The 15,928-nt window shown below is 69.6% G+C and carries 19 protein-coding genes; 8 read left to right on the forward strand and 11 right to left on the reverse strand.

The window, feature by feature from the left end; genetic code table 11:
• Nucleotides 1-1,374 (forward strand): lipase family protein, encoded by a 1,374-nt coding sequence (locus ACWZJV_RS00005; RefSeq protein WP_457179774.1) that lies wholly within the window; start codon nucleotides 1-3, stop codon nucleotides 1,372-1,374.
• Here ACWZJV_RS00005 and ddaH read toward each other — a convergent pair.
• Together ddaH and ACWZJV_RS00015 are read right to left on the reverse strand one after the other, a co-directional pair.
• On the reverse strand, nucleotides 1,365-2,135 hold the full coding sequence (ddaH, locus tag ACWZJV_RS00010) for a dimethylargininase (RefSeq protein WP_457179775.1): 771 nt from the start codon (nucleotides 2,133-2,135) through the stop codon (nucleotides 1,365-1,367). The genes ACWZJV_RS00005 and ddaH overlap by 10 nt on opposite strands.
• Before the next feature lie 13 nt (nucleotides 2,136-2,148).
• Nucleotides 2,149-2,643: a GNAT family N-acetyltransferase gene (locus tag ACWZJV_RS00015; protein WP_457179776.1), complete on the reverse strand. Its 495-nt coding sequence runs from the start codon at nucleotides 2,641-2,643 to the stop codon at nucleotides 2,149-2,151.
• Between the two features lie 73 nt (nucleotides 2,644-2,716).
• On the opposite strand from ACWZJV_RS00015, the gene ACWZJV_RS00020 reads away from it, so the two are divergent.
• Nucleotides 2,717-3,343, forward strand: coding sequence for a class I SAM-dependent methyltransferase (locus tag ACWZJV_RS00020; protein WP_457179777.1), 627 nt, complete (start codon nucleotides 2,717-2,719; stop codon nucleotides 3,341-3,343).
• On the opposite strand, the gene ACWZJV_RS00025 is transcribed toward ACWZJV_RS00020, so the two are convergent.
• The 6 genes from ACWZJV_RS00025 to ACWZJV_RS00050 form a co-directional block, all read right to left on the reverse strand.
• The gene (locus ACWZJV_RS00025) at nucleotides 3,340-3,822 is read right to left on the reverse strand and encodes an N-acetyltransferase family protein (RefSeq protein WP_457179778.1); all 483 of its coding nucleotides are present in this window, start codon (nucleotides 3,820-3,822) and stop codon (nucleotides 3,340-3,342) included. The genes ACWZJV_RS00020 and ACWZJV_RS00025 overlap by 4 nt on opposite strands.
• A gap of 21 nt (nucleotides 3,823-3,843) precedes the next feature.
• On the reverse strand, nucleotides 3,844-4,314 hold the full coding sequence (locus ACWZJV_RS00030) for a VOC family protein (RefSeq protein WP_008359663.1): 471 nt from the start codon (nucleotides 4,312-4,314) through the stop codon (nucleotides 3,844-3,846).
• Nucleotides 4,315-4,353: 39 nt separating this feature from the next.
• Entirely contained in the window at nucleotides 4,354-4,836 is a 483-nt protein-coding gene (locus tag ACWZJV_RS00035) for a DUF6069 family protein (RefSeq protein ID WP_008359665.1), read from the reverse strand.
• A 115-nt stretch (nucleotides 4,837-4,951) separates the two neighbouring features.
• Complete coding sequence (locus ACWZJV_RS00040) at nucleotides 4,952-7,312, reverse strand: ATP-binding cassette domain-containing protein (protein ID WP_457179779.1); 2,361 nt, start codon at nucleotides 7,310-7,312, stop codon at nucleotides 4,952-4,954.
• Between the two features lie 52 nt (nucleotides 7,313-7,364).
• Nucleotides 7,365-7,787, reverse strand: a complete 423-nt coding sequence (locus tag ACWZJV_RS00045; protein ID WP_457179780.1) for a VOC family protein — start codon at nucleotides 7,785-7,787, stop codon at nucleotides 7,365-7,367.
• A gap of 5 nt (nucleotides 7,788-7,792) precedes the next feature.
• Complete coding sequence (locus tag ACWZJV_RS00050; protein ID WP_457179781.1) at nucleotides 7,793-8,242, reverse strand: helix-turn-helix transcriptional regulator; 450 nt, start codon at nucleotides 8,240-8,242, stop codon at nucleotides 7,793-7,795.
• A 112-nt stretch (nucleotides 8,243-8,354) separates the two neighbouring features.
• Between ACWZJV_RS00050 and ACWZJV_RS00055 the strand changes: the two genes are divergently transcribed.
• Nucleotides 8,355-8,525, forward strand: coding sequence for a hypothetical protein (locus ACWZJV_RS00055; protein ID WP_008359672.1), 171 nt, complete (start codon nucleotides 8,355-8,357; stop codon nucleotides 8,523-8,525).
• A gap of 10 nt (nucleotides 8,526-8,535) precedes the next feature.
• Here the strand turns inward: ACWZJV_RS00055 and ACWZJV_RS00060 are convergent, their stop codons facing one another.
• On the reverse strand, nucleotides 8,536-9,204 hold the full coding sequence (locus ACWZJV_RS00060) for a response regulator (protein ID WP_008359674.1): 669 nt from the start codon (nucleotides 9,202-9,204) through the stop codon (nucleotides 8,536-8,538).
• Complete coding sequence (locus tag ACWZJV_RS00065; protein ID WP_457179782.1) at nucleotides 9,201-10,412, reverse strand: sensor histidine kinase; 1,212 nt, start codon at nucleotides 10,410-10,412, stop codon at nucleotides 9,201-9,203. The genes ACWZJV_RS00060 and ACWZJV_RS00065 overlap by 4 nt, the downstream gene beginning before the upstream one ends.
• Before the next feature lie 132 nt (nucleotides 10,413-10,544).
• Between ACWZJV_RS00065 and ACWZJV_RS00070 the strand changes: the two genes are divergently transcribed.
• From ACWZJV_RS00070 to ACWZJV_RS00090, 5 genes are all read left to right on the forward strand, one after another.
• Entirely contained in the window at nucleotides 10,545-11,453 is a 909-nt protein-coding gene (locus ACWZJV_RS00070; RefSeq protein WP_457179783.1) for an ATP-binding cassette domain-containing protein, read from the forward strand.
• Nucleotides 11,450-12,295 carry an ABC transporter permease gene (locus tag ACWZJV_RS00075; RefSeq protein ID WP_457179784.1) on the forward strand — a complete coding sequence of 282 codons (846 nt, stop codon included), beginning with the start codon at nucleotides 11,450-11,452 and terminating at the stop codon, nucleotides 12,293-12,295. Before ACWZJV_RS00070 ends, ACWZJV_RS00075 begins: the two co-directional genes overlap by 4 nt.
• A 168-nt stretch (nucleotides 12,296-12,463) precedes the next feature.
• Complete coding sequence (locus ACWZJV_RS00080; RefSeq protein ID WP_457179785.1) at nucleotides 12,464-13,402, forward strand: MetQ/NlpA family ABC transporter substrate-binding protein; 939 nt, start codon at nucleotides 12,464-12,466, stop codon at nucleotides 13,400-13,402.
• Nucleotides 13,399-14,445: a methionine ABC transporter ATP-binding protein gene (locus ACWZJV_RS00085; protein WP_457179786.1), complete on the forward strand. Its 1,047-nt coding sequence runs from the start codon at nucleotides 13,399-13,401 to the stop codon at nucleotides 14,443-14,445. Before ACWZJV_RS00080 ends, ACWZJV_RS00085 begins: the two co-directional genes overlap by 4 nt.
• Entirely contained in the window at nucleotides 14,445-15,125 is a 681-nt protein-coding gene (locus ACWZJV_RS00090; protein ID WP_457179787.1) for a methionine ABC transporter permease, read from the forward strand. Before ACWZJV_RS00085 ends, ACWZJV_RS00090 begins: the two co-directional genes overlap by 1 nt.
• 10 nt (nucleotides 15,126-15,135) lie before the next feature.
• Here the strand turns inward: ACWZJV_RS00090 and ACWZJV_RS00095 are convergent, their stop codons facing one another.
• On the reverse strand, nucleotides 15,136-15,927 hold the full coding sequence (locus ACWZJV_RS00095; protein ID WP_457179788.1) for a class I SAM-dependent methyltransferase: 792 nt from the start codon (nucleotides 15,925-15,927) through the stop codon (nucleotides 15,136-15,138).
• Between the last annotated feature and the right edge of the window lies 1 nt (nucleotide 15,928).

The following is a 15,928-nucleotide window of genomic DNA, read 5'->3' on the forward strand; positions in this document are numbered from 1 at the left end:
ATGCCTCTGCACGCATCGAGGATGTTCGTGAAGCGTCCTGGCCGCCACGCCGTACGTGTGCTCGCCACCGCCCTGGCCGTCGCCGCGGTCACTCCGGCCGCCCTCGCAGCCCCCGCCTCAGCCGCCGATACCGGTACCACCGTCGTCTCCCGCGGCGTCGAGATCCCGCCGTTCTACAACCCGCCGGCGACCCTTCCCGACGTCAACGGCGAGCTCGTACGCACCGAGCCCCTCCGCCTCGGCTTCGGACTCTCGATCCCCGGCATCGGCTCGCTGCCCGGTACCGCGACCCGGGTCATGTACAAGACGACCGACAACAACGGTGCCCCCGCCGCGGTGACCGGCGCCTACATCGAGCCGTTCGCCGCGTGGAGCGGTCCCGGCGACCGTCCGCTCGTGGTCGTCGCGCCCGGCACCATGGGCCAGGGCGACCAGTGCTCGGCCTCGCTCGGCCTCGAGCGACCGATCTTCTTCAACGGCAGGACCGTCTCGGTGGGCTACGAGGACATCGGGATCTACCGCCTGCTGGCGCGTGGCGTGGCGGTGATGGTGACCGACTACGTCGGCCTCGGCACCACCGACCGGCTGCACACCTATGTCGACCGGGTCGACGGCGGTCACGCCGTCCTCGACGCGGCTCGGGCGGCCCGCAGCGTTCCGGAGGCGTCGGTGACCAGCGGTTCGCGGGTGGCGCTCTACGGCTACAGCCAGGGCGGCGGCGCGACCGGGTCGGCGTCCGAGCTCGCCGCGGAATATGCACCCGACGTCAACCTCGTCGGTGCCTATGTCGGCGCACCGCCCGCCGACCTGCGCGCGACGGCGGAGGGCATCGACGGCTCGGCTCTGGTGGCGGCGCTCGGCTGGACCATCAACGGTCTGGCGCAGTCCAACCCGGAGCTGCGGCCGATCCTCGACGAGAACCTGAACGCCAAGGGGAAGGCGGCGCTCGAGGACCTGTCCACGGCGTGCGTCGCCGACGGCATCGCCGCCTACCCGTTCCAGCGCAGCAGCAGTTGGACCACGACCGGCGAGAGCCTCGACGACATCATCGAGCGCGAGCCCACCGTCCAGGCGATCATGGCCGAGCAGAAGCTCGGGAACCTGGCGCCGCGGGTCCCGGTCCGCCTCGCCACCGGCACCGAGGACGACATCGTGCCGCACGAGCAGGCCCGTCAGCTGGCCGTCGACTGGTGCGGCCAAGGAGCCAGGGTGACCTACCAGGCGGTCGTGCTGCCCAACCTCGGCGACGGGCTGATCACCAACCATGTCACGCCGCTCCTGGTCGACCAGACCGCCGCGGTCAACTGGATCACCGACCGGGTCAAGGGCGTCGCGGCCGGCTCCACCTGCGCGACGCTGCCGAGTCAGCCCTGAGGTCGGCGTAGCCGCACGGACAGGCAGGTGACACAGCCTTCGAGCTTCTCGAACTCGGAGATGTCGACGGCCACGACCGTGTAGCCACGCTCCTCGAAGATGGCCCGGCTCAGCGGTGCCGAGGTGGCCATCAGCAGCGTGTCGTCGTCGAGGACGACCACGTGGGAGCCCGACTCCTCCGGGACCGGCAGGAACCGGGCTCCCCACACGCTCGGGTCGTCGACCAGCGGTTCGTGGCCGATGACGGTGCCGTCGGGAAGCGCGGTGACGGCCGACTTGAGGTGAAGGACCTTCGAGACCGGGACGGCGACGACCTCGGCGCCCAGCGGCCCGAGCAGCGCCCGGAGCTGGGCGATCCCCTCGGCGTTCGTACGCCCGCCCTCCCCCACCCAGACGGTGTCGCCGTGCTTGAGCACGTCGCCGCCGTCGAGCGTTCCGGGTGCCTCGATGTGGGCGATCCGGTATCCCCGCGCCCGGACGGCGGCCTCGGCCGCGGCGATCTCCGGGCGCCGCTCCAGGGCACCCGGACGGCTGATCACGGCCAGGTCCCCGAAGACCACCATCGTGTCCTCGACGAAGACGGAGTCCGGGCAGTCGTCGGCGGGATCGACCTCGTGCGTGGTCCAGCCCGCGGAGCGCATCGCGGCGACGTACGCCTCCCACTGCTCGGCAGCGAGGTCGACGTCGACCGGGCTCCGGTCGATGTGGGTGACGAGCCCGTCGGCGAGGCGGGGCGAGGGGCGGCGTACGAGAGCGTGCATGGGTGAAGTATCCCTACCCGATCCAGAACCGGAGCTCGTTCTCGAGCTGCTCGTCGCGTACTCCGCCGTTGTTCTCGATCACACGGCGCGACGCCTCGTTGGCCGGGTCACAGGTGAGCAGCGCACGGGAGACGCCGTGCTCGCGCGCCCTCTCCAGGCCGAGCCCGAGCATGCGGGTGGCATGACCCTGGCGCCGCCACGGGGCGACGACGTGGTAGCCGATGTGACCACCGTCGACGGCGAGCTCGGGCGTCAGCGTGTGGCGCACGACCAGGGTGCCGAGATAGTGCTCGCCAGAGACGTACCAGTAGACCGTCGACATCACCTCCCACCGCTCCTTGTCGTGGTCCCTGGCAGCCACGAACCCGTCGAAGTCCTCGCTGGCCGGCCCGAGCCAGTCGGTGTCGGTGCCACGGAGGAGACAGTCGGCCTGTTCCCCGGTGAGGTAGGAGGTGCGTACGGCCGTCGTCGGACGGACCAGGCGAGGTGGTTCTTGCAGCGTGATCATCGCCGGTCAGACAACCATGCGGCGTGCTCCGAACGCACCAGGTTTTGGTCGGGGTGCGGGCTAGATTGAGGCCATGAGCGAGCACGAGGGACGCGAGATGTTCGAGCCGGAGTCGTGGGAGGAGCGCTACGCCGGTGAGGAGAAGGTCTGGAGCGGCAACCCGAACCCTCAGCTCGTCGCCGAGGTCTCCGCACTGACGCCGGGCACGGCGCTGGACGTCGGCTGCGGGGAGGGCGGCGACGTGATCTGGCTGGCCCAGCAGGGCTGGACGGTCACCGGCGCCGACTTCGCCGCGAACGGGCTCGCCCGGGCCCAGCGGCATGCCGAGGAGGCCGGGGTCGCGGAGCGTACGTCCTGGTGGCAGGTCGACGCCCGCACCTTCGACGCGGATGGTCGAGCGTTCGACCTGGTCACGTGCCACTTCCTGCACACGCCCGACGGCAGCATGGTCGACGTCGCCGGACGCCTGGCCACCGCGGTCGCGCCGGGCGGCCACCTCCTCGTCGTCGGCCATGCCCCCTCGGAGGTCTTCGCGCGCCACAGCCACCACGACGCGATGTTCCTCGCCACGGACCTGCTCCCCGGGCTGCCGGAAGACTTCGAACCGGTCGTGGTCGAGCAGCGCCCCCGCCTGACCATCCGCGACGGCATCCCGGTCGAGATCGACGACTCGACCCTGCTCGCGCGACGCAAGGCCTAGGCGCGGACCATTCGCCGATGGAGGCCGACGGACTCGGGCTTGGTCTCCCCGTCGAACCGGAATCCCTGGCGCTCGTAGAACCCGATCGCGCGCAGGTTGCCGTCGAGAACCCAGAGGTACGCCGCCGAGGACCCGATCGCCTTCTCGAGCAGTCGATGGCCCAGGCCGGTGCCGTACCTCTCCGCGCGGACGTAGAGCGCGGAGAGCTCCAGCGGCGGCAACCCGGGATCGGTGTCACGGCCCGGTCCGGCGCTCGCGAAGCCGAGCAGCCGGCCCGGCTCGTCGTCCTCGGCGACCAGGGTGGAGATCGGCCCGGTCCCGAGGTTGGTGCGCCACCGGTCGATCCTGGCCGCGCGCCCGGAGCGCCGTTCGACGAAGATCGAGTCCGGCATCAGGCCGGCGTACGCCTCCTCCCACACGTCGAGGTGGAGATCGGTCAACGCCTCGGCGTCATCGACGACAGCCGCTCGGATCAGCATGCGGTGAGGATAGGAAGAACCTCAGTCGAGGCACCACTCGTTTCCCTCGGGGTCCTGCATGACGATGAAGCCGTTGCTCATCGGCGGCTCGGGCTCGAACCGGCGGACCCGGGTGGCGCCGAGCGCAACGACCCGCTCGCACTCCGCCTCCAACGCAGCCATCCGCTCCTCCCCCTGCAGCCCCGGAGCCGCGCGGACGTCGAGGTGGACGCGGTTCTTGGCGGTCTTCGACTCGGGGACGCGCTGGAAGAAGACGCGCGGGCCGTCGCCCGTGGGGTGGACGATCGCGGAGTTGTTGTTGCGCTGGTCGGCGGGGACGCCGATGCGCTCGAGGAACTCGTCCCAGGCGTCGAGGGGATCGACGCCCTCGGGAACCTCGACTCCCGGAGGTCCGGGGTGAACGTAACCGAGCACGTCGCGCCAGAACTCGGAGAGTGCACGCGGGTCGTGCGCGTCGAAGGTGACCTGGACGGTTCGTGTTTCAAGAGCCATGGCTCCACCATGGCATCGAATCAGGACAGTCTGCGTCCGCTATCGGCGATGGGCGGGACCGGGCAGCCCGAGGCCGCGGCGCTCCTCCATCCGCAGCGCGATCATCGGCACCACGATCGCGGCGGCGACGACATGAGTCAGGCAGAGGAAGCCGACGAAGGTCAGGTCGAACTCGAAGACGGGCAGCACGTCGGGGACCAGGGAGAGCCCGGTGAGCACGATCATCGTGATCTGGAAGGTCGAGCGGGGCATCGTGGCCACCCGGATCATCACCTCGGCGATGATGATGCCGATCAGCGAGCAGTAGATGGTGAGCATCGGGAACGCGGAGAGCGGTACGTCGCCGAGGCTGCTGCCGAAGTCGACCCCGACCGCCTTGGCGATCACGGCCATCACCGTCGTGGTGACCGCGGCGACGGCCGTGGCCACCAGCCCGCGCGGCCATACCGGCGCCGGCCGCTCCTCGACCTGGGTGATCTCCACCGCCGTGGTCCGCCTGTGCTCGGGAAGGTGGAGGGTCATGCTCGGGTGCTCCTTGATTGATACTGCAACCAAAGCACACTAAGCGCGACCCTCCACCCCGACCACATCCAGATGGCCGCAACCAGACGTGATTCGCACCACCGGGCGCGTCAGATCAGGCCCCGACGTACGCCGCCAGGTGCTCGCCGGTCAGCGTCGACTTCTTCGCGACGAGCTCGGCGGGCGTACCTTCGAAGACGACCAGGCCACCGTCGTGGCCGGCCCCCGGGCCGAGGTCGATGATCCAGTCGGCGTGGGCCATGACGGCCTGGTGGTGCTCGATCACGATGACCGACTTGCCGGCGTCGACCAGCTTGTCGAGCAGCGCGAGCAGGTTGTCGACGTCGGCCAGGTGAAGACCGGTGGTCGGCTCGTCCAGGACGTACGTCCCGCCCTTCTCACCCAGGTGCATGGCCAGCTTGATCCGCTGCCGCTCGCCACCGGAGAGGGTGTTGAGGGGCTGGCCGAGCTTGAGGTAGCCGAGGCCGACGTCGGTCATCCGCTCCAGGATCTTGGCAGCCGGCGGCACCTTCGACTCACCTTCGGAGAAGAACTCGTGCGCCTTGGCCACCGACAGATCGAGCACCTCGGCGATGTTGAGCCCGCCGAGTCGGTATTCGAGCACCAGCGCCTGGAACCGCTTGCCGCCGCAGTCCTCGCAGGGCGAGGCGACGGTCTCCATGAACCCGAGCTCGGTGTAGATCATCCCGTTGCCCTTGCACGTCGGGCAGGCGCCCTCGGAGTTGGCCGAGAAGAGCGCCGGCTTCACCCCGTTGGCCTTCGCGAACGCCTTACGGATCGGCTCGAGCAGACCCGTGTAGGTCGCCGGGTTGCTCCGGCGTGACCCCTTGATCGCGCTCTGGTCGACGAACTCGACGTCCTCGCTCGCGGGGATGGAGCCGTGGATCAGGGACGACTTGCCCGAACCGGCGACGCCGGTGACGACCGTCAGCACGCCGAGCGGGATGTCGACGTCGACGTTGCGCAGGTTGTGCGAGGTCGCCCCGCGGATCTCCAGCTGCCCCTTCGGCGTGCGTACGCTCTCCTTGAGCGAGGCCCGGTGGCCGAGGTGGCGCCCGGTGAGGGTGTCGGCCTTCGAGAGTCCCTCGAAGGTGCCCTCGAAGCAGATCGTGCCGCCGTCGCTGCCCGCACCCGGGCCGAGGTCGACGACGTGGTCGGCGATCGCGATCGTCTCCGGCTTGTGCTCGACGACCAGGACGGTGTTGCCCTTGTCGCGCAGGTCGAGGAGCAGCTTGTTCATCCGCTGGATGTCGTGCGGGTGCAGTCCGACGGTCGGCTCGTCGAAGACGTAGGTGACGTCGGTCAGCGCGGAGCCGAGGTGGCGGACCATCTTCGTACGCTGCGCCTCACCGCCGCTCAGGGTGCCGGAGGGCCGGTCGAGGGAGAGATAGCCCAGACCGATCTCGACGAACGAGTCGAACAGGTGCAGCAGACCGGCAACCAGCGGCGCGACGCCCGGGTCGTCGATGCTCCGCAGCCACTCGGCCGCGTCGGTGACCTGCATCGCGCACACGTCGGCGATCGACTTGCCGCGGATCTTGGAGGAGAGCGCCGACTCGTTGAGCCGGGTGCCACCACAGGCGGGGCACGGCTTGAAGACCGCTGCCGCCTCGACGAACTTCTTGATGTGCGGCTGCAGTGCCTCGACGTCCTTGCTGAACATCGACTTGCGGATCTTCGGGATCAGGCCCTCGTAGGTCGCGTTGATGCCCTCGAGCTTGATCTTGCGCGGCTCGGCGTAGAGCAGGTCGTGGCGCTGCTCCTCGGTCAGGTCCTTGATCGGCACGTCGGCCGGCACGACCACCTTGAACGCCGCGACCATCCACCCGTCGGCGGTGTAGCCGGGCACCAGGATCGCCCCGTCGACCAGCGACTTCGACTCGTCGATGATGACCGCGAGGTCGAGGTCGGAGATCGTCCCGCGGCCCTCGCACTCGGCGCACATGCCGCCGAGGTAGACCGCGTCCTTGACGATCGTCTTCTCGCCCTTGGGGCCGGTCATCACGCCGCTCGCGCGGGTGGTGGGGATGTTGAAGGAGAACGCTGTCGGGCCGCCGATGTAGGGGTCGCCGAGCCGGCTGAACAGCGAGCGCAGCATCGCGTGGGCGTCGGTGACCGTGCCCAGGGTCGAGCGCGGGTTGGCGCCGAGCCGCTCCTGGTCGACCAGGATGGCGGTGGTCAGCCCCTCCATCGCGTCGACCTCCGGCCGCGGCAGGCTGGGCATGAACCCCTGGATGAACGTCGAGTACGTCTCGTCGATCAGCCGCCGCGACTCCGCCGCGATCGTGCCGAAGACCAGCGACGACTTCCCCGACCCGGACACCCCGGTGAACACCGAGAGCCGGCGCTTGGGGATCTCGACCGAGACGTCCTTGAGGTTGTTCTGCCGGGCGCCCTGGACGCGGATCAGATCGTGCGTGTCGGCATCGTGTGCGGCCGTACGGGGATCGCTCATGGCGGTCAGGCTAGCCGGAGGATTGAACCCGGGCGTGCACATTTTTCCCGGCTCACTTGATCTGCTGGAGACGGACCGTGTTGCCCGCCGGATCGCGGAACGAGCAGTCCCTCATCCCCCAGTCCTGGTCGGTCGGCTCCGACATGATCTCGCCGCCGGCGGCGTCGATGCCGGCCTGGATCTTCTCGAAGGCGGCGTCGACGTCCGGGGAGGAGAGCATCAGGCTGGCGAAGGTGCCCTTGGCCATCATCTCCAGGACGACCCGGCCCTCGTCCTCGGTGATGTTCGGGTCGGCGAGCGGCGGGTAGAGCACGACGCTCACCCCGGGCTGGGAGGGCGGTCCGATGGTGAGCCAGCGCATCGCCTCGTACCCGACGTCCTTCCTGACCTCGAATCCCAGCAGGTCGCGGTAGAACCTCAGCGAGGCCTCCGGGTCGGTGTGCGGAAGGTAGCTGTGGCAGATGTGGATGTCCATGGACCTCAACCTATGTAGGGGTCCGGCACCTTCGCTTCTCGATTTCTGACCGGTCTGGTGACCTGTTTCGAGACGCAGGGCGGGATGCCGGCACCACCGCTCGTCGCCTTGTCCCGGTAGACGCTCGGCGACATCCCGACGAGCTCGCTGAACCGGGTCGAGAACGTCCCCAGCGACCCGAAGCCGACCGCGAAGCAGATGTCGGTGACGCTGAGGTCGCCGCGCCGCAGCAGGGTCATCGCCCGCTCCACGCGCCGGGTCATCAGGTAGGAGTAGGGAGGCTCGCCGTAGGCCTTGCGGAACTCCCGGCTCAGGTGTCCGGCCGACATGTGTACGCCGCGGGCCAGCGCCTCCACGTCGAGGGGCTGCGCGTACTCGCGGTCGATCCGGTCCTTGACCTTCCGCAGCAGCTTCAAGTCACGAAGGCGCTGTTCCTGGTCGGGCTTGCTCGTCACCCTCCGATCCTCCCATTTGATGAATCTGCCGCATGTCGAAGTAAAGATGTCGAAATCGGGCGCGCACACTCGTGGAGTAGGTGAAGGCACAACACGCGGATAGGAGAAAGTCATGTGGGACACGGTTCAGAACCCCGAGAACACCAACGTACGCAGCTTCCCGATGTCGCACTTCCTGCCGTGCCCGCGATGCGGCCACGAGGTGCACACCTACCTTGCCTGCAGCGACACCTGCCCCTGCGCCCCGGTCGTGATGCCGGGCAGCGTCGCGCTGGTCGCCTGAGCGGGCCTGGCTAGACCTTCAGCCCCGACTCGATCGCGAAGACGACGAGCTGGGCGCGGTCACGGGCATGCAGCTTCACCATGGCGCGCGAGACGTGCGTACGGACCGTGTCCGGGCTGACCACGAGCTCGGCGGCGATCTCGGCGTTGGAACGGCCGGTCGCCACCCAGGCGACCATCTCCCGCTCCCGCTCGGTGAGGTCACCGAGACGCGGATGCGGGTTGGCGGCCCGGCGGGATGAGCCGAACTCCTCGATCACCCGCCTGGTCACCGTCGGGGCGAGCAGCGAGCCGCCGTCGGCGACGACCCGGATCGCGTCGAGCAGCGCGACCGGTTCGGCGTCCTTGAGCAGGAACCCGCTCGCGCCCAGGCGCAGCGCCTCGAAGACGTACTCGTCGAGCTCGAAGGTCGTCAGCATCACCACCCGAACGTCCTGGAGGGATGCGTCGCGGGTGACCTGCTCGAGCATGCCGAGTCCGTCGAGGACCGGCATCCGGATGTCGCAGAGCACGACGTCGGGGTGGGTGCGGCGCAGCATCGGCAGCGCGGCGCTGCCGTCGGAGGCCTCGCCGACCACCTCGAGGTCGGGCTCGGCGCCGATCATCGTCGCCAGGCCCATGCGGACAAGGGGCTGGTCATCGACCAGAGCAACTCTGATCATCTGATCCGTGCTGCTCATGCCAGCCCCTCCGCGCCACCCGCCGAGGACCCAGAAAGCGGGATGGAGGCCCGCAGCCGGAAGCCCCGTACCTCCGGCCCCGCCTCTAGGGTGCCCCCAAGTGCCTCCACGCGCGACCGCATTCCCACAATTCCCGTCCCAGAGCGCCTTTCTTTGCTCAGAATGTCCGATCCCCGCCCGTCATCGTGCACCGTCACGACCATCTCGGCGGTTTCCCCGGTGGTCGAGCCTGTCGAGACCACGACCGAGACCTCGGCACGGGACGCTCCCGCGTGCCGCAGCACGTTGGTGAGCCCCTCCTGGACCACGGCGTACGCAGCCCGCTCGGCCTCCGCCGACGCCGAGGTCGCCTCGAGCCGGAGCGAGACGTCCAGACCTCCGGTGCGCACCCGCTCGACCAGAGCGTGCACGTCGGCGAGCCCGTGCTCCGGTGCTCGTGGCGCCGCCTCCGCGCCGGCCTCCGTGTCGGCCCCCGTGTCGGTCAGCCGGGCCAGTTGCCGGCGGAGCAGGTCGAGCGACTCCTTGCTCTCGGCCCGGATGGCCTCCAGGTTGCGACGGGCCGCCTCCGGGTCCCGGTCGAGCACGTGCAGCGCGGCACCGGCCTGCATCGCGATCACTGCCAGCCCGTGACCGACGCCGTCGTGCAGGTCGGCGGCCATCCGCACCCGCTCGTCGCTGACCGCGCGACGCTGACGCTGGGCGCGGGCCTCGTTGCGGGAGCGCATCGCGGCCGCGACCGCACCGCACGCGGCGATCAGCGCGACCTGTCCGAAGGCCTGCCACTGGGACAGGTCGCCCTCCGGGCCGCCGCCGGGTCCCCACGGACCACGGCCGCCGTCGAAGCGCGAACTCTCGGTCGGGTTCAGCATGATCCCGGTGGCCACGAGCGCCGCCCCCGCAACCGCCCAGCCGACCCACCTGCGTGGCGGCAGCGACAACGCCGTCGCGAAGGTGACCACCGGCAGCGCCAAGAAAATCGGCCCGTCGGCGTAGCCCGCCGTGAAGTAGCCCCCGACACACGCGCCGCTCACCGCGACCGCCCACGCCGGCGGCCGGCTGAGCAGCAGCGGGAGGACGGCGACGACGGCGATCAGGGCGGGCAGCACGGCCGGCCCCCGGGTGTCCGCCTGGGCGTTGCTGCCCAGCGAGCCGACGAGCTCCACCACGACGATCAGCCACGGGAGCCAATGACGACGGATCCGGGACATGGACACACCGTAGTTCGCGCGGGGGCCCGAGACGTACGACACAGGCGGCCAGCCGACTACGCAGATCTGCGTAACCGGGAGCCGCCGCGACGCCGATGCCGACCCGGGGGACGCCAGGAGAGCGTGAGAACCATGAACGAACTCGTGGTTGAGACCGACGGGCTGACCAAGCGGTACGGCGACAGGCTCGCCGTCGACCGGGTCAGCATGACCGTCATGCGAGGCGAGGTGTACGGCTTCCTCGGCCCCAACGGGGCCGGCAAGACGACCACCTTGCGGATGATGCTCGGCCTGATCCGGCCCACCGCCGGATCGGCCAGCGTCCTGGGCCGGCCCGCCGGGCGACCCGACGTCACTGCCCGGATCGGCGCCCTGATCGAGGGCCCCGGCTTCTACCCCTACCTGAGCGGCCGCGACAACCTGCGCACGATGGCGCACTACCAGGGCCTGCCGAACACCGAGGTCGACCGGGTGCTCGAGATGGTCGACCTCGCCGACCGGGCGAAGGACGCCTTCAAGGGCTACTCGCTCGGGATGAAGCAGCGCCTCGGTGTCGCCGCCGCGATGCTCGGCTCCCCCGACCTGCTCGTGCTCGACGAGCCCACCAACGGGCTCGACCCGGCCGGCATGGCCGACATGCGGGCCCTGGTCGTCGCGCTCGCAGAGGCCGGCCAGACCGTGATCCTCTCCAGCCACATCCTCGCGGAGGTGCAGGAGATCTGCGACCGCGTCGGCGTGATCGACAACGGCCGTCTGCTGCGCGAGTCGACCGTCGCCGAACTGCGTGGCGGCGCGACCCTCCGGGTCCGGGCCACCCCCGAAGACGCCGCGCTGGCGGCCGTCATGCGGCTGGCCGGTGACGAGGGCGTACGCCGCATCGGCAACGAGACGCTCGAGGTCGAGCTGCCGGCCACGGCGGCCCCCGACGTCGTACGTCACCTGGTCGCCCACTCCATCGATGTCCACGAGGTCACCGTCGCGGAGCGCTCCCTGGAGGACGTCTTCTTCGAGATGACCAGCAGCAAGGAGCTCGTGTCATGAACGCCTTGGTGAACAGCACCCGCGCCGAGCTGCTGCGTCTGCGCAAGTGGTCGGCCATCTGGGTGATCGTCGGCGCCTGGCTGGCGCTCTCGCTCTCCTTCGGGTACGTCTTCAACTACGTCGCCTACAAGACCGGTGACGACAACTTCGCCGGTGACGGTGCCAGCAACGCCCAGCTGCTGGCCGAGCTGATGCCGAGCGCGATCCCGGACGTGATCGTCAGCGGCCTGCCGATGTTCGGCGGAGCCCTGGCGATGGTGGTCGGCGCCCTGGTCGCCGGCAACGGGTTCGGCTGGGGCACGTGGAAGACCGTCTTCACCCAGGGGCCGAGCCGGTTCGCCGCCGTGGGCGGCTCGCTGGTCGCGGTGACGACCTTCATCGTCGCGATGATGACCGCGACCCTGGCGCTGTGTGCGGGTGTCTCGGTCGCGATCGCCGCGACCGAGGGTGAGTCGATCACGATGCCCGCCCTGGGCGACCTGGCGCAGTCGTTCGGTGCCGGGTTCCTGGTGCTGGAGATGTGGGCGCTGCTCGGGTTCCTGGTCGGCGTGCTCGCCAAGGGACCGGCGCTCGCCGTGGGCCTGGGCCTGGTCTGGTCGCTGGTGGTCGAGAACCTGCTCCGCGGTGTCGGCAGTCTCCTCTCGGGCGTCGAGACCGTCACCGAGGCCCTTCCGGGCACCGCCGGGGGCTCGCTGGTGGGCGCGATCATCGGCGGTCCCAACGGGACTCCGGGAGTCCTCGACGCGATCTCCGGCGAGCGCGCGCTGATCACCGTTGCGGCGTACGTCCTGGTCGCCGTGGTTGCCGCGGTGGTCGTGATGAGGCGGCGCGACCTCGCCTGACCTCGGGAAACATGTCGCTAGCACACGCCGGGGCGGGTCCGTGACACGTCTCGGCGTGTGACCGACAATCGGGATGTGATCCTCGTTAAGTCTACTGTTTTGGTGGACAACAACCAGGTTGCCCGCTCTCAACGTCGAGACATCTCCGTCTAGAAGAGGTTCCCACCCGTGTCCTCCAACACGCCCGAGCCCACCCCGCTCATCGAGGCTCCCAAGTCCAAGCTCCCGCTGATCATCGGCATCGTCGTCGCCGCGGCGATCGTGATCGGCGGCCTCGCCTTCTTCCTCACCCGTGACGACGACTCCGCCGGCGACCTGACCAAGGTGACCATCGGTGTCGTCGGCGCCGACGACCCCTACTGGAAGACCTTCCAGGATGCCGCCCGTGATGAGGGCATCGACCTCGAGGTCAAGAACTTCGGCGACTACAACCAGCCCAACCCGGCGCTGTCCGAGGGCGAGCTGGACCTCAACCAGTTCCAGCACATCATCTTCCTCGCCGACTACAACGTGCAGAACGACGACGACCTGGTCGCCCTCGGCTCGACCGCGACCTACCCGCTGGGTCTCTACTCCTCCAAGTACAAGAGCCTCGACGACATCAAGGCCGGCGAGACCGTGATCGTCCCCGACGACGAGACCAACCAGGCCCGCGGCCTGGTCCTGCTCCAGTCCAAGGGCCTGGTCAAGCTGACCGACGGCGGCACCCCGTTCAGCACCATCAAGGAGGTCGACACGGCCGCCTCCAAGGTGAAGATCAAGGCCGTCCAGGCCTCGATCACCGCCTCCTCGCTCCCCGACGTCGCCGCGGCGATCATCAACAACGACTTCGTCGAGGACGCCGGCCTGAAGTTCGAGGACGCGCTGGCCACCGACGACCCCTCCGACCCGAAGGCGCTCCCCTACGTCAACATCTTCGCCGTACGCGCCGAGGACAAGGACAACCCGACCTACAAGAAGCTCGTCGAGATCTTCCAGACCAACGAGGACGTCCAGCAGGGTGTCTACGAGACCTCCGGCAACACCGCCGAGCTGGTGAAGATCCCGGTCGGGGACCTGCAGAAGTCGCTCGATGAGACCGAGAAGCAGGTCGAGGAGCGTCAGTGACGCACTCCGCCACCGTTGCGGAGCCGCTGGTGCGGCTCCGCAACGTCACCAAGACCTATCCGGCGGCCAGGGGGCGCACGGAGGTCCGGGCGGTCGACGACGTCGACCTGGACATCGCCGCCGGTGACGTCCAGGCGATCGTCGGCTACTCCGGTGCCGGCAAGTCCACCCTGGTACGCCTGCTCAACGGCCTGGAGCCGGCCACCTCGGGCTCCATCCAGGTCGGCGGCACCGAGCTCGTCGGCCTGCACGAGCGCCAGCTGCGGCCGATCCGGCTCGGGATCGGGATGATCTTCCAGCAGTTCAACCTCTTCGAGTCGCGTACGGTCTGGGGCAACCTGGCCTATCCGCTGCAGATCGCTGGTGTCGCCAAGGCCGAGCAGCAGCGCCGGATCTCCGAGCTGCTCCACTTCGTCGGCCTCCCCGACAAGGCCCACACCTATCCGCGCAACCTCTCGGGCGGGCAGAAGCAGCGCGTCGGCATCGCCCGCGCTTTGACCACCAACCCCTCGCTGCTGCTCGCCGACGAGGCCACCAGCGCGCTTGACCCGGAGACGACCCACGAGGTACTGCGGCTCCTGAAGCGGGTCAACGAGGAGTTCGGCACCACCATCGTCGCGATCACCCACGAGATGGAGGTCGTCCGCGAGCTGGCCGACCACGTCGCCGTCATGGAGAACGGGCGGATCGTCGAGTCCGGCGCCGTCTACGACGTCTTCTCCGCACCGCGGCAGCCGGTGACCCGGCGCTTCGTCGGCACGGTCGTCGACGACGAGCCCGCGCCCGAGGCGCTGGCCGCGCTGCGGTCGCGGCACCCCGGCCGGTTCGTGAAGGTCGAGCTGCGCGAGGGCGGACCGCGCCAGACCGACATCTTCGCCGTCCTCCTCGAGCGCGGGATCGCCTTCGAGCTCGTCTTCGGCGGCATCGAGGAGATCCGGGGCGCCACCTTCGGGAATCTGACGCTCGCCCTCGACGGACCCGCATCCTCGGTCGACGAGGCCGTACGCGAGCTGTCCGCCCTCGTCACCACCAAGGAGGTGTGATGCTGACCGCTCTCCCCACCGACACCCGGCTCGGCGAGCTCTGGCCCGACATCTGGCAGGCCACCGGCGAGACGCTGCTCATGGTGGCGCTGACGATGCTGATCGGCGGCACCCTGGGACTGCTGCTCGCGCTCGGGCTCTATCTGACCCGCAAGGGCGGGCTCTACGAGAACGCCGTCGTCTCGGTCGTCCTCAACGTGCTGGTCAACTTCTTCCGGCCGATCCCGTTCATCATCTTCATCGCCGCCGTCCAGCCGGCCGCGCGGCTGATCGTCGGCACCGGGATCGGGATGCCGGCGGTGGTCTTCTCACTGATCCTCGCCGCGATGTTCGGGATCGCCCGGATCATCGAGCAGAACCTGGTGACCGTGCCTCCGGGAGTCATCGAGGCGGCCCGTGCGATGGGTGCGAGTCGCGCCCGGATCGCCGCGACCGTCGTCCTTCCCGAGGCGCTGGCGCCGATCATCCTGGGCTACACCTTCGCCTTCGTCGCGGTCGTCGACATGTCCGCGGTCGCCGGCCTGATCGCCGGCGGCGGCCTGGGCAGCTTCGCCCAGACCTTCGGCTACCGGCAGTACGACCCGACCGTCACCTGGGTCTGTGTGCTCATCCTGGTCGCGCTGGTGCAGGTCATCCAGCTGATCGGCAACACGCTGTCGGCGCGGATCCTGCGCCGCTGACGTCGAGCGCTCAGGCGCGAGCCAGGATCTCGCCGTGGAGGACGGAGAACCAACCGTCCTCCGCCCCGGCCCACGACCGCCACCCGTCCGCAACCCGGGCGAGGTCGGCGGTCGTGGCGTCTCCGGAGGCGACGAGCTGGCGGGCCACCGCCGAGTCGGTGAACCGGTCGGCCCACATGCCGCCCCACCAGGCCCGGTCCTCGGGGTCGGCGAAGCACCACGTGCTCGAGGAGGCGTCGATATCGGTGAAGCTTGCCGCGCGTGCCCAGGAGACCAGCCGACGGCCCGCGTCGGGCTCGCCGCCGTTGGCCCGCGCGGCCCGCTGGTAGAGCCGCAGCCATTCGGTCAGCTCGGCCGACTCCGGCCACCACACGAAACCTTCGTAGTCGCTGTCTCGCACCGCCACCAGGCCACCGGGCTTCGTGACCCGCCGCATCTCCCGCACCGCCTGCACCGGGTCCGCCATGTGCTGCAGCACCTGATGTGCATGCACGACGTCGTACGCCGCGTCCTCGATGCTCAACGCGTGCACGTCCTCGACCCGGAAGTCGATGTTGGTGACTCCCCCGGCCTCGGCCGCCTGGCGGGAGAGCCCGAGCTCGGTCTCCCCTATCTCGGTCGCGGTCACCTGGGCGACCCGGCCGGCGAGATCCAACGCGATCGTGCCCGGCCCGGCGCCCACGTCGAGCAGCCGCTGATCAGGGCTCAGCCGCGGCAGGAGGTACGCCGCGGAGTTCTCCGCCGTGCGCCACCTGTGCGAGCGCAGCACCGACTCGTGGTGGCCATGGGTGTAGGTCGACATG

Source organism: Nocardioides sp. WG-D5 (assembly GCF_054031175.1).

Coding starts and splice junctions, on each gene's coding strand:
- ACWZJV_RS00030 (WP_008359663.1), bottom strand. CDS start 4,314: ATGGCTCTTGAAACACGAACCGTCCAGGTCACCTTCGACGCGCACGAC.
- ACWZJV_RS00060 (WP_008359674.1), bottom strand. CDS start 9,204: ATGAGCAGCACGGATCAGATGATCAGAGTTGCTCTGGTCGATGACCAG.
- ACWZJV_RS00020 (WP_457179777.1), top strand. CDS start 2,717: ATGAGCGAGCACGAGGGACGCGAGATGTTCGAGCCGGAGTCGTGGGAG.
- ACWZJV_RS00055 (WP_008359672.1), top strand. CDS start 8,355: ATGTGGGACACGGTTCAGAACCCCGAGAACACCAACGTACGCAGCTTC.
- ACWZJV_RS00095 (WP_457179788.1), bottom strand. CDS start 15,927: ATGTCGACCTACACCCATGGCCACCACGAGTCGGTGCTGCGCTCGCAC.
- ACWZJV_RS00035 (WP_008359665.1), bottom strand. CDS start 4,836: ATGACCCTCCACCTTCCCGAGCACAGGCGGACCACGGCGGTGGAGATC.
- ACWZJV_RS00045 (WP_457179780.1), bottom strand. CDS start 7,787: ATGGACATCCACATCTGCCACAGCTACCTTCCGCACACCGACCCGGAG.
- ACWZJV_RS00070 (WP_457179783.1), top strand. CDS start 10,545: ATGAACGAACTCGTGGTTGAGACCGACGGGCTGACCAAGCGGTACGGC.
- ACWZJV_RS00040 (WP_457179779.1), bottom strand. CDS start 7,312: ATGAGCGATCCCCGTACGGCCGCACACGATGCCGACACGCACGATCTG.
- ACWZJV_RS00090 (WP_457179787.1), top strand. CDS start 14,445: ATGCTGACCGCTCTCCCCACCGACACCCGGCTCGGCGAGCTCTGGCCC.
- ACWZJV_RS00065 (WP_457179782.1), bottom strand. CDS start 10,412: ATGTCCCGGATCCGTCGTCATTGGCTCCCGTGGCTGATCGTCGTGGTG.
- ACWZJV_RS00015 (WP_457179776.1), bottom strand. CDS start 2,643: ATGATCACGCTGCAAGAACCACCTCGCCTGGTCCGTCCGACGACGGCC.
- ACWZJV_RS00075 (WP_457179784.1), top strand. CDS start 11,450: ATGAACGCCTTGGTGAACAGCACCCGCGCCGAGCTGCTGCGTCTGCGC.
- ACWZJV_RS00005 (WP_457179774.1), top strand. CDS start 1: ATGCCTCTGCACGCATCGAGGATGTTCGTGAAGCGTCCTGGCCGCCAC.
- ACWZJV_RS00025 (WP_457179778.1), bottom strand. CDS start 3,822: ATGCTGATCCGAGCGGCTGTCGTCGATGACGCCGAGGCGTTGACCGAT.
- ddaH (WP_457179775.1), bottom strand. CDS start 2,135: ATGCACGCTCTCGTACGCCGCCCCTCGCCCCGCCTCGCCGACGGGCTC.